Here is an 11,670-nt window from a genome sequence, read left to right as displayed (position 1 = left end):
GAGGTTTTCATGATCAGGCACATCCTGGCAGTGGACGACTCGGCATCGATGCGGCAAATCCTCGCCGCGACGCTGACGGGTGCCGGCTATGAGGTCACGCTCGCGGCGGACGGCAACGAAGGGCTCGAAAACGCGCTCTCGATGGCGTTCGATCTGGTGTTGACCGACCAGCACATGCCCGGCAAGACCGGTCTCGATCTGATCACCGCGTTGCGCGGAAATCCGGCCTATCAGGCGACGCCCATCCTCGTCCTCACGACGGAATCGGGCGAACCCTTCAAAGAGGCGGCGCGCGCGGCGGGCGCGACTGGCTGGATCGAAAAGCCGCTCGACCCGGACATGCTGACCGAGCTGGTGGCAGCGCTGTCCGAGCCGGACCCGGCGTGATCCGCGCAATCGACGCCACCTTTAGACCCAGTACAGACAGATAGCTCTCGACGCGGCTGCACGGCAGCTCACGCCAGACAGGCACTCTCGCGGTGAACCAGGCATGACACTCGATATCACACAGTTCTATCAGACGTTCTTCGACGAAGCGGACGAACTGCTCGCGCAGATGGAGCAGTTGCTGCTCAATCTCGACGTGGCCCGCCCGGACCCCGAAGACCTTGCGGCGATCTTCCGCGCTGCGCATTCGATCAAGGGCGGCGCGGCGACGTTCGGCTTTACCGCGCTGACCGAGACGACGCACATTCTCGAGTCGCTGCTCGATCGGGCGCGCAACAACGAGCTGGTGCTGCGCAAGGACATGATCGACACGTTCCTCGAAACCAAGGACGTGCTGTCCGGCCAGCTCGCCGACTATCGCGCGAGCGCCGAGCCAGATGCGGCGGTGGCACGCGCGATCTGCGCGAAGCTCGAGCAACTGCATGCGGAAAGCCGCATGGGCGGCGCACCGGCGCCGGCAGCCGCGGCTGCGATCGTCGAAGCCGCGCCGGCCGCGCCCGCGGCAGCACAGCCAACAACAACCCAAACAGCAGCACAAACAACGGCAGTACAGGAGCCAGGCGGCATCCCGCCCGAACACGTCGTCGAACAGGCGGTGCAGGCGGCGGGCGAATGGGGGGGCGGCGAACCGGCGCAGACCGGGCAAGCCGCGGGCACGGCCGACGGCGCCGGGCCTCATCTGAAAATTACGCTACGGGGCGTGGGAGAGAAAGACCAGGAACTGCTGACGGAAGAGCTGGGCAACCTGGGCAATATCGTCGGGCAGGTCAAGAGCGGCAGCGATCTGATGCTGTGGCTGGCGAGCGACGTACCCTCCGACGACATCATCGCCGTGTGCTGCTTCGTGATCGACGAAAGTCAGATCACGATCGGCCGCGGCACCGCGCCGGCAGACGACGCGCAGCAGGGCGAACCTGGAACGCCCGACGCTGCCGCCCAGACACCGGCGCCGGCCGCGCATGTCGTGCCCGCCGCTCCGGCGGCGCAGGCGCAAGCGCATCCGGTCATCCACGCGGAGCCCGCGGCATCGGCGGCCCCAGCGGTCCAAACCGCTGCGCCCGCAAGCGCGGGCAGCGCCGAGCCGACGGCAGCGGCACTCGCCGCGGCCCAGGCAGCGGCCAAGCCGGCTTCCACCGCATCCGCCGACCAGGACCGCAAGGCGGCCCGTCCGGCCGCCGCGGCGGCCGGTGGCGAAGGCAGCTCGATTCGCGTCGGCGTCGAGAAGGTCGATCAGCTGATCAACCTGGTCGGTGAGCTGGTGATCACGCAGGCCATGCTCGCGGAGACCACCAGCACGTTCGATCCGGCGTTGCACGACCGGCTCTTTAACGGCATGGCGCAACTCGAGCGCAACGCGCGCGATCTGCAGGAAGCGGTGATGTCGATCCGCATGATGCCGATGGATTACGTGTTCAGCCGCTTCCCGCGTCTGGTGCGCGATCTCGCGGCGAAACTCGGCAAGGAGGTCGAACTCGTCACCTTCGGTCAGGCGACCGAACTCGACAAGAGCCTCATCGAACGGATCATCGATCCGTTGACGCACCTCGTGCGCAACAGCCTCGACCACGGCATCGAAACCGTGGAGGCGCGGCGCGCGGCAGGCAAGGACTCGACCGGTCAGCTGGTGCTGTCGGCGGCGCACCACGGCGGCAACATCGTCATCGAGGTCAGCGATGACGGCGCCGGCCTGCGCCGCGACAAGATTCTCGCCAAGGCTGCGAAGCAGGGCATGCAGGTCAGCGAAACGATGACCGACGAGGAAGTCTGGAACCTGATCTTCCTGCCGGGCTTCTCGACGGCCGAGCAGGTTACCGACGTGTCGGGCCGCGGCGTCGGCATGGATGTGGTGAAGCGCAACATCCAGTCGATGGGCGGTCACGTCGAGATCACGTCGCACGCGGGCAAGGGCAGCACCACGCGCATCGTGTTGCCGCTCACGCTCGCGATTCTCGACGGCATGTCGGTGAAAATCGGCAACGAGATCTTCATCCTGCCGCTGAACTTCGTGATGGAGTCGCTGCAGCCGCGAGCCGAAGACATCTACACGGTCGCCAACGGTGAACGCGTGGTGCGCGTGCGTGGCGAATACCTGCCGCTCGTCGCGCTGCATGAGGTGTTCAACGTGTCGGACGCGAAGCAGGAGCCGACCCAGGGCATCGTCACGATCATGCAGACCGAGGGACGGCGCTTCGCGATGCTGATCGACGAACTCGTCGGCCAGCAGCAGGTGGTCGTGAAGAATCTGGAAACGAATTACCGCAAGGTGCACGGGATTTCCGCTGCGACCATTCTCGGCGACGGCAGCGTCGCGCTGATCGTGGACGTTGCGGCGCTGAACCGCGAAACGCGTCATGCACATGGGCATGCGCAGGCGCATCAGGCGATGAGCTTCGCATGACGCGCGCGTTAAACGCGGCATTGACAGACAACGCAACACAACTTCAACTCAATTCATCCCAACCGTTTGGGGGCTAACGTGGCAGAAGTCCAATCCATCAATTCGAGCGTCGCAAACGCGAGCGGTACGAATGGCCGCCGCGACGCGCAGGCGGACGCCGGCGGTCAGGAATTCCTCGTCTTCACGCTCGGCGCGGAAGAGTACGGCATCGACATCCTGAAGGTGCAGGAAATCCGCGGCTACGACAACGTGACGCGCATCGCCAACGCGCCCGAGTTCATCAAGGGCGTGATCAACCTGCGCGGCATCATCGTGCCGATCGTCGACATGCGCATCAAGTTCCATCTGGGCCGCGTCGAGTACGACCATCAGACCGTCGTGATCATCCTGAACGTCGCGCATCGCGTGGTCGGGATGGTGGTGGACGGCGTGTCGGACGTGCTCACGCTCGCGGTCGATCAGATCATGCCGGCGCCGGAGTTCGGCGCGACGCTGACCACCGAGTACCTGACCGGTCTCGGCACGGTCGACGGCCGCATGCTGATCCTGATGGACATCGAGAAGCTGATGACCAGCTCCGAAATGTCGCTGATGGAAACGCTCGGCGTTTAACGACAGGCTGCAACGGAACACAGCAAAGGGAGCATCAAGATGCTGAGCAGGTGGTCGATCCGCACGTCGCTGACGATAGTGGGGACTCTTCTGGTAGCGCTGACCGTGGTGGTCGGCGCGCTCGGGCTGACCGCGCTGAATCGCGCGAGCGGTTCGCTCGATCGTATCGCGCGCGGCGAGCTGGTCGCGATTCATGCGCTCGACGATGCGTCCGCGTATCTGCTGCGCTCGCGCATCGCGATCGACCGCTTCAACACGCTGACGGCCGCCGGCAACGCGGACGAGGCGAAGAAGGTGCTCAATCGCGCGCAGGAGTTGCTCGGCAAGGGCAATCAGAGCTGGCAGACGTATCTCGACGCGCCGAAGCACGGCGTCGATCAGGCCTTGCTCGACGATGTGCTCGCCAAGCACACGACGGTGATGCACGACGGCGTCGACGTCGAATTCGCCGCGTTGAACGCGAACAATCTCGACGCGTATCACGCGGTCGCGGACACGAAGATCAGTCCGATGTTCATCGCCTACGACGCGGCCGCGGCAACGGTGATCCAGGCCCTGCGCCAGAGCGTGGCCGATCAGGAGGCGAGCGCGCAGTCGAACGCGTCGCTGATGATCACGCTGATCGGCGCGGTCACGGCGGTCGCGCTGCTGGTGGTGGTGGGCATCCGCTTCGCGCTGCGCGGGCTCATCGTGCAGCCGCTGGCCGACGCGACCGCGTGCTTCGAGCGGATCGCCGCGGGCGATCTGTCCGGTACGGTCGACGCATATAGCGGCAATGAAATCGGCCGTCTGTTCGCGGGCATCAAACGGATGCAGGACAGCCTCGCGACGATGCTGCGCGCGGTGCGCAGCGGCACCGAATCGATCGACACCGGCGCGCGCGAAATCGCGATGGGCAACACCGATCTGTCGCAGCGCACTGAGCAGCAGGCCGCGTCGCTGCAGGAAACCGCATCGAGCATGGATCAGCTGACGGGCACCGTGCGGCAGAACACCGAGAACGCGCGCCAGGCGAGCCAGCTCGCGGTCAACGCGTCGGACATCGCGACGCGCGGTGGCGACGTGGTGAGCCAGGTCGTCACGACGATGCAGGAGATCGCGACCAGCTCGAACAAGGTTGTCGACATCATCGGCGTGATCGAGGGCATCGCCTTCCAGACCAACATCCTCGCGCTGAACGCGGCGGTCGAAGCCGCGCGCGCCGGCGAGCAGGGCCGCGGCTTCGCGGTGGTCGCGGGCGAAGTGCGCAGCCTCGCGCAGCGCAGCGCGAGCGCCGCCAAGGAGATCAAGGAGCTGATCGGCGATTCGGCCGACAAGGTGAAGAGCGGCTCCGAGCTGGTCGGCCGTGCGGGTACGACGATGGACGAAATCGTCCAGGCGGTGCGTCGCGTGACCGACATCATGGGCGAGATCAGCGCGGCATCGGAAGAGCAGTCGGGCGGCATCGAGCAGGTCAATCGCGCGGTCGTGCAGATGGATTCGGTGACGCAGCAGAATGCGGCGCTGGTTGAGCAGGCGGCGGCCGCGGCGGCGTCGCTCGAAGACCAGACGCAGCAGTTGCAGGCGGTGCTGAGCGGCTGGAAGGTGCCCGGCGCACCGGCGCGCCAGAGCGCACCGGCGGCGCGTACGCAGACGCCCGCGCAGTTCGCCAAAGCAAGACCGCAAGCGGCGAGCGGCGCGACTCCGGCAAACGCAGCCGGCGCGAGCCACGCAACGCCTGCCGGCAACGCAACGACGGCAACCGCGGCGGCAGCGACGGCCCCGGCCCCGCATGACGCAGCCGCACGCGTTGAACCGGCACTGAAACCCAGGCCGGCCGCAGCCACGACTCGCGTCAAGACCGACACGCCCACGCGCGCCTCTGCGGCAAGCACGGCGAGCGCAAGCTCGGACGCGGACTGGGAAACCTTCTAGGCAACGGCAGAGTGACATGTGGTCAACCGGCATCGCGCCCGCAGATGGGCGAAGCATCGAAGCACGCGCGCCCCGCGTGCCGCGAGCCGGCCGTAGGTCGATGACACTCGCGGGAAGGCGCGACCCCGCGAAGACGATTCCTTCCCCCCAGGCAGTCCCGCTGGGTGGCAAGCGTGATGGCTCATATCGCAGACAGGAATTTTCATGATGGCAACGCGCGCACCACAACGCCCCGCCCGGGCCGCGCCTGAGCGGACAGAGCCGGCCAGGTCCGTCGAGACCGGGCGCGATTTCGAATTCACGGCGGCGGATTTCGCCCGCATCCGCGATCTGATCCATCGCGCGGCGGGCATCTCGCTGTCGGACCACAAGCGCGACATGGCGTATAGCCGCCTCGCGCGCCGCTTGCGCGCGCGCGGCATCGATACGTTCCGCCAGTATCTCGATCTGCTCGAAGCGGAAAACGATCCGGCCGAGTGGGAAGCGTTCACGAATGCGCTGACCACGAACCTGACCGCGTTTTTCCGCGAAGCGCATCACTTTCCGATCCTCGCCGAGTTCGTGCCGCGCCGCGCGCAACCCGTGTCCGTGTGGTGCTCGGCGGCGTCGACGGGCGAGGAGCCGTACTCGATCGCGATGACGCTGATCGAAGCGCTCGGCGAGAGCGGCGCGCGCCAGGCGTCGGTGCTCGCGACCGACATCGACACCCAGGTGCTCGCGAAGGCCGAGGCCGGCGTCTACCAGTTCGACCAGGTCAAGCATCTCTCGCCCGAGCGCCTGAAGCGCTTCTTCCTGAAGGGCACGGGCGCGCATGCGGGGATGGTCAAGGTGCGTCCCGAAGTGCGCGCGCTAGTGCGCTTCGAGCAACTGAACCTGACCGATCGCGATTACCAGTTGCGCACGCAGTTCGACGCGATTTTCTGCCGCAACGTGATGATCTATTTCGACAAGCCGACGCAGGCGCAGGTGCTCACGCGCTTCGAGCCGCTGATGAAAGCGGGCGGTCTGCTGTTTGCCGGCCATTCGGAAAACTTCACGTACGTGACGGAGATGTTCCGGCTGCGCGGCCAGACCGTCTATGAACTGGCGCGCGACGCAGGCGGCGCTCGCGCGCCGTCGCGCGCTAACGCGCATGGCGCGCTTCAACCGAGCGGGGTGGCCGCATGAGCAGCGCGCTGCCGATCGCTTCGAACCTGTACTACGACAACCACTTCCAGCGCCCCGGCGTGAAGCTGTTGCCCAACGAGTTCTACACGACGAGCGAAGACATGGTGCTCGTGACCGTGCTTGGCTCGTGCGTCGCGGCCTGCATTCAGGACCGCACCGCGGGCATCGGCGGCATGAATCACTTCATGCTGCCCGACGACGGCGCTGACGTCGCGCACGCCGCGTCGGACTCGATGCGCTACGGCGCGTACGCGATGGAAGTGCTGATCAACGAACTGATCAAGGCGGGCGGGCGACGCGAGCGCTTCGAGGCCAAGGTGTTCGGCGGCGGCGCGGTGCTCGCCGGCATGACGACGATGAACATCGGCGATCGCAACTCGGAGTTCGTGCGCCGCTATCTGGCCACCGAAAAGATCCGCATCGTCGCCGAGGACCTGCAGGGCTCGCATCCTCGCAAGGTTGCGTTCATGCCGCGCACCGGCCAGGTGATGGTGAAGAAATTGCGCTTGCAGCAGGAAGCGGGCGTGGCCGAGCGCGAGCAGGCGCTCGTGCGGCAAAGCGCTGAAGCGCGTGCCGAGCGGCTCGCCGCTGCGCGCCAGCGGGTCGAGCTGTTCGCGTCGCCGGCCGCCGCGCGGCCGAGAATCGAACTGTTCGGCGCGAGCCCGCGCCCGACTTATTCCAACAACGCCAGAACCACAGAGGAGGCGTGAGCGCTGTGCAAAAGATCAAGGTATTGTGCGTCGACGATTCGGCGCTGATCCGCAGCCTGATGACCGAGATCATCAATGGCCAGCCGGACATGACGGTGGTGGCGACGGCGCCCGATCCGCTCGTCGCGCGCGAGCTCATCAAGCAGCACAACCCGGATGTGTTGACGCTCGACGTCGAAATGCCGCGCATGGACGGCCTCGATTTTCTCGAGAAGCTGATGCGCCTGCGGCCGATGCCGGTCGTGATGGTGTCGTCGCTGACCGAGCGCGGCAACGAAATCACGCTGCGCGCGCTCGAACTCGGCGCGGTCGATTTCGTGACCAAGCCGAAGGTCGGCATTCGCGACGGCATGCTCGACTACGCGGAAAAACTGGCCGACAAGGTTCGCGCGGCGGCCCGCGCGCGCGTGCGCCAGGCCGCGCCCGCGCAGCAAGCGGCCGCGCAGGCCGCGCAAGCGCCGGTCGGCTCCGCGCCGCTTTTCAACAACCCGCTCCTGAGTACCGAGAAGCTGGTCATCGTCGGTGCGTCGACGGGCGGCACCGAGGCGATCCGCGAAGTACTGGTGCCGTTGCCGCCCGATGCGCCCGCGGTGCTGATCGCGCAGCACATGCCGCCGGGGTTTACGAAATCTTTCGCGCAACGCCTCAATGGTTTATGCCGGATTACCGTTAAAGAAGCAGAGCACGGCGAGCGAGTGTTGCCGGGGCACGCGTACATCGCGCCGGGCCACGCGCATCTGTTGCTCGCGAGGAGCGGCGCGAACTATATTGCGCACCTGTCCGACGACCCGCCGGTGAACCGGCATCGTCCGTCGGTCGATGTGCTGTTCCGCTCGGCCGCACAGCATGCGGGCAAGAACGCGGTCGGCGTGATTCTGACCGGCATGGGCCGCGACGGCGCGGCCGGTCTGCTGGAGATGAAGAAGGCCGGCGCCTATACGCTGGCGCAGGACGAAGCGAGCTGCATCGTGTTCGGCATGCCGCGCGAGGCGATCGCACTCGGCGCAGCCGACGAAATCGCCGCGCTGCCGGACATGAGCCGGCGCGTGATGGCGCGTTTGTCGTCGATGGGCGACCGCGTTCAGCGGGTATGATGCGTTCCGGATGGGATGACGCGGTCGAATGCCGCAACATGGATCAAGCAAAGGGAAAGAAATGGACAAGGGAATGAAGATTCTGGTGGTTGACGATTTTCCGACGATGCGCCGGATCGTCCGCAACCTGCTCAAGGAACTGGGCTACTCGAACGTCGACGAGGCCGAAGACGGCATGGCTGGTCTCGCGCGTCTGCGCAGCGGCAGCTACGAGTTCGTGATCTCGGACTGGAACATGCCGAACCTCGACGGTCTCGCGATGCTGAAGGAAATCCGCGCCGACGCGAGCCTGGCGCACCTGCCGGTGCTGATGGTGACGGCCGAGTCGAAGAAGGAAAACATCATCGCGGCGGCGCAGGCCGGCGCGAGCGGTTACGTCGTCAAGCCGTTCACGGCCGCGACGCTCGACGAGAAGCTCAACAAGATTCTCGAGAAGATGGCGAAAGCCGGGAGCTGACGTGACGCCGCCGACCCAAACGCCTGGCGCCGAAGCGAGCAACGACAGCGGCGACTTCGCGTCGGACCGCATCCTCGCGCGCATCGGACAACTGACGCGAACGCTGCGCGATTCGATGCGCGAGCTCGGGCTCGACAAGCACGTCGAGCGTGCGGCCGAAGCCGTGCCCGATGCGCGCGATCGTCTGAAGTACATCGCCAACATGACCGAGCAGGCCGCCGAGCGCGTGCTGTCGGCGATCGACATCGCGAAGCCGGTCCAGGAGCAGTTGCAGCAGGACGCGGGCGCGCTCGACGCGCGCTGGGAGCAGTGGTACGCGGCGCCGATCGATCGCGAGGAAGTGCGCGCGCTGATGAACGACACGCGCGCCTTCCTGCGCGGCGTGCCCGAGGCGACCAGTGCGACCAACTCGCAGCTGATGGAGATCATGCTTGCGCAGGATTTCCAGGATCTGACCGGCCAGGTGATCAAGAAGATCACCGAGGTCGTCTATCTGATCGAGCAGCAACTGCTCGGCGTGCTGGTCGAGAACATCGCGCTCGAACGGCGCGAGCAGTTCGCGGCGCACGCAGCGGCTCTCAAGGCCGAGGTGTCGTCGACGGGCAGTCCCGAACATCTGCTCAACGGTCCGCAGATCAATCCGGAAGGCAAGACGGACGTGGTGCAGGATCAATCGCAGGTCGACGATCTGCTCGCGAGCCTCGGCTTCTGATCGGCTGATTCGGCCCGGCGAGCATGCCGGGCTGACGGTTGGCATGCGCTTCGCGCCAATCACGCCTTCTACTGCCTGAAAGAATCCGCAGGCATACTACGAGGTCAAAGCGGTACGGCGCCCGGCCGGCGTAACGCCGGGCGGTTGCCCGGTGCGCGAGCCCCCTCGGGGTTGCGGCCGAGGCGGTTCCGTACCATCTGCCTATATGCGGCCGGTTCGCGGAGTCGGCGGGGCGCGCCGCAGCTCGGGAGGAGCATCGTTATGTGGAGTCGCGTTTGTCGCGCCGGGAAAGTCACGGCGCTGGTTTTGCCCTGTTCGTTATTGGCTTTCGCCGCCGCACAGTCCGCCCATGCGGCATTGGGCAGCGCGCCGCTCACACCGCCCTCCGACGCCTCGGTGTCATCCCGCGTGGTGCAGCCCGCCGGCGGTGCAACGCAAAGTGTGATGCGCTCTGAATCGAGCGCGGCGTCCTCCACGTCTTCCACATCGACGTCCTACACAGTACGCGAGACCACGTTCGGCAACGGCACCGTGGTGCGCGAATATCTCTCCACGAGCGGCGCCGTATTCGGCATTGCCTGGCGCGGTCCGCAAATGCCGGATCTCAGCGATCTGCTCGGCAGTTATTTCCCGCAGTACGTGGCAGGCGTGAAGGCCGTACGGGCCGCGCGCGGCAATGCGCGTGGGCCGGTCAGCGTCGTTGACAGCGCTCTCGTGGTGCACTCGGGCGGCCACATGGGCGCGTTCACCGGCGTCGCGTGGCTGCCGTCCGCGCTGCCATCCGGCGTCAGCGGTTCCGACATCCAGTAACGGCGAGGACAACGATGCGAACCATGCACACGAGCGCGAAACTCAAAGGCTGGATGCAGGCCATGCTTGCCGTGGTGCTCACCGCGGCGCTCGTCGCCTGCGGCGGAGGAGGCGGCAGTAGCAGCAACAGCAGCAGCAACTCCAGTTCCGGCGGCGGCAGCGCGTCGGGGCTTAACGGCGGTTCGCTGCCGGCCAGCCCGACCCAGCAGCCGATCACCCCGAACGGCGTGAACGCGGTGCTGATCACGGTCGGCCAGGGCGCGGCCGGCGTCATCAACATACCGACCGTCAGCGTGACGATCTGCGCGCCGGGCTCGACTTCCAACTGCCAGACGATCAACAACATCCAGCTCGACACCGGCTCGTTCGGCTTGCGCGTGGTCAGCTCGGTGATCAATCAGACGCTGCTCAGCGCGCTGCCGGTCAGCACGATCGCCAGCAGCGGCGCGCAGCTCGCCGAGTGCGCGACGTTCGCGGACGGTTATACGTGGGGCTCGGTGCGCACCGCGACCGTTACGATCGGCCAGGAAACGACCACCAGCAGCATCCCGCTGCAGATCATCGGCGACAAAGCCGCGAGCACGATACCCACGAGCTGCAGCGGCATGGGCTCGGCCGAAAACACGGTCAGCGATCTCGGCTCGAACGGCATTCTCGGCGTCGGCACAGCGCCGAACGACTGCGGCGCGACGTGCGCGGACGCAGTGGCAGCGTTGAAGTCCAGCAACTACTACGCCTGCCCGAACGGCACCTCGTGCACGCGCACCGCGGTCCAGCTCACGCAACAGGTCACCAATCCGGTCGCGAGCTTCCCGGTCGACAACAACGGCGTGATCGTGCAGATGGCGCCCGTGTCGGACACCGGCGCCGCGTCAGCGACCGGCACGCTCGTGTTCGGCATCGGCACGCAGGGGAACAACGCGCTTGCCGCGTCGCAGGTCTTCACGACCGACACCTCTGGCGACCTCAACAGCACCTTCAACGGCACGACTGCCCCGGCGTTCCTCGATTCCGGCTCGAACGCTTATTTCTTCGGCGATAGCACGCTCGCGCAGTGCGGCAGCCAATTCTCGGGCTTCTATTGCCCGTCGTCGGCGCAGACCCGCACGGTCACGCTGGTGGGATTGAACAACGTGTCGGCAGCCGCGAACATCGGCATCCTGAATGCGCAGACGCTGTTCGCCAGCGGCACCAGCTACGCGTTCAACGACCTCGCCGGCCAGATCAGCGGCAACACCAGCTTCGACCTCGGTCTGCCGTTCTTCTACGGCCGCTACGTCTACTACCACCTCGATCAGACCGCGAGCGGCGGCGCCTCGCCCTACGTCGCCTACTGAAGCCGCGCGTCG

At 66.3% G+C, this 11,670-nt stretch carries 11 protein-coding genes; all 11 read left to right on the top strand.

Features of this window, described 5'->3' with window-relative positions; all coding sequences use genetic code 11:
- Positions 1-9 precede the first annotated feature (9 nt).
- Positions 10-387 (top strand): response regulator, encoded by a 378-nt coding sequence (locus tag L0U81_RS15370; protein WP_233803965.1) that lies wholly within the window; start codon positions 10-12, stop codon positions 385-387.
- Between the two features lie 103 nt (positions 388-490).
- Positions 491-2,845: a chemotaxis protein CheA gene (cheA, locus tag L0U81_RS15365; protein WP_233803963.1), complete on the top strand. Its 2,355-nt coding sequence runs from the start codon at positions 491-493 to the stop codon at positions 2,843-2,845.
- A gap of 78 nt (positions 2,846-2,923) precedes the next feature.
- Positions 2,924-3,457, top strand: a complete 534-nt coding sequence (locus L0U81_RS15360; protein WP_027199210.1) for a chemotaxis protein CheW — start codon at positions 2,924-2,926, stop codon at positions 3,455-3,457.
- 39 nt (positions 3,458-3,496) lie between these two features.
- Positions 3,497-5,371, top strand: a complete 1,875-nt coding sequence (locus L0U81_RS15355) for a methyl-accepting chemotaxis protein (RefSeq protein WP_233803961.1) — start codon at positions 3,497-3,499, stop codon at positions 5,369-5,371.
- Between the two features lie 204 nt (positions 5,372-5,575).
- Positions 5,576-6,538 (top strand): CheR family methyltransferase, encoded by a 963-nt coding sequence (locus L0U81_RS15350; RefSeq protein WP_233803959.1) that lies wholly within the window; start codon positions 5,576-5,578, stop codon positions 6,536-6,538.
- Entirely contained in the window at positions 6,535-7,248 is a 714-nt protein-coding gene (gene cheD, locus L0U81_RS15345) for a chemoreceptor glutamine deamidase CheD (RefSeq protein ID WP_233803957.1), read from the top strand. Before L0U81_RS15350 ends, cheD begins: the two co-directional genes overlap by 4 nt.
- Before the next feature lie 5 nt (positions 7,249-7,253).
- A complete protein-coding gene (locus L0U81_RS15340) occupies positions 7,254-8,342 on the top strand; it encodes a protein-glutamate methylesterase/protein-glutamine glutaminase (RefSeq protein WP_233804362.1) in 1,089 nt (362 codons plus the stop codon).
- 61 nt (positions 8,343-8,403) lie between these two features.
- Positions 8,404-8,799, top strand: coding sequence for a chemotaxis response regulator CheY (gene cheY, locus L0U81_RS15335; RefSeq protein WP_233803954.1), 396 nt, complete (start codon positions 8,404-8,406; stop codon positions 8,797-8,799).
- 1 nt (position 8,800) lies between these two features.
- A complete protein-coding gene (cheZ, locus tag L0U81_RS15330) occupies positions 8,801-9,511 on the top strand; it encodes a protein phosphatase CheZ (RefSeq protein WP_233803952.1) in 711 nt (236 codons plus the stop codon).
- Positions 9,512-9,772: 261 nt separating this feature from the next.
- Entirely contained in the window at positions 9,773-10,321 is a 549-nt protein-coding gene (locus tag L0U81_RS15325) for a DUF2844 domain-containing protein (protein ID WP_233803950.1), read from the top strand.
- A 14-nt stretch (positions 10,322-10,335) separates the two neighbouring features.
- Positions 10,336-11,658 carry a DUF3443 domain-containing protein gene (locus L0U81_RS15320; RefSeq protein ID WP_233803948.1) on the top strand — a complete coding sequence of 441 codons (1,323 nt, stop codon included), beginning with the start codon at positions 10,336-10,338 and terminating at the stop codon, positions 11,656-11,658.
- Positions 11,659-11,670: the final 12 nt, after the last annotated feature.

This window comes from Paraburkholderia sp. HP33-1 (assembly GCF_021390595.1).
GTDB lineage: Bacteria > Pseudomonadota > Gammaproteobacteria > Burkholderiales > Burkholderiaceae > Paraburkholderia.
This window is presented reverse-complemented; position numbering and strand designations above follow the sequence as displayed.

What these genes read in the sequence shown, in the direction of transcription:
- L0U81_RS15370 (WP_233803965.1), top strand. Translation starts at nt 10, where the DNA reads ATGATCAGGCACATCCTGGCAGTGGACGACTCGGCATCGATGCGGCAA.
- cheA (WP_233803963.1), top strand. Translation starts at nt 491, where the DNA reads ATGACACTCGATATCACACAGTTCTATCAGACGTTCTTCGACGAAGCG.
- L0U81_RS15355 (WP_233803961.1), top strand. Translation starts at nt 3,497, where the DNA reads ATGCTGAGCAGGTGGTCGATCCGCACGTCGCTGACGATAGTGGGGACT.
- L0U81_RS15350 (WP_233803959.1), top strand. Translation starts at nt 5,576, where the DNA reads ATGATGGCAACGCGCGCACCACAACGCCCCGCCCGGGCCGCGCCTGAG.
- cheD (WP_233803957.1), top strand. Translation starts at nt 6,535, where the DNA reads ATGAGCAGCGCGCTGCCGATCGCTTCGAACCTGTACTACGACAACCAC.
- cheY (WP_233803954.1), top strand. Translation starts at nt 8,404, where the DNA reads ATGGACAAGGGAATGAAGATTCTGGTGGTTGACGATTTTCCGACGATG.
- L0U81_RS15325 (WP_233803950.1), top strand. Translation starts at nt 9,773, where the DNA reads ATGTGGAGTCGCGTTTGTCGCGCCGGGAAAGTCACGGCGCTGGTTTTG.
- L0U81_RS15320 (WP_233803948.1), top strand. Translation starts at nt 10,336, where the DNA reads ATGCGAACCATGCACACGAGCGCGAAACTCAAAGGCTGGATGCAGGCC.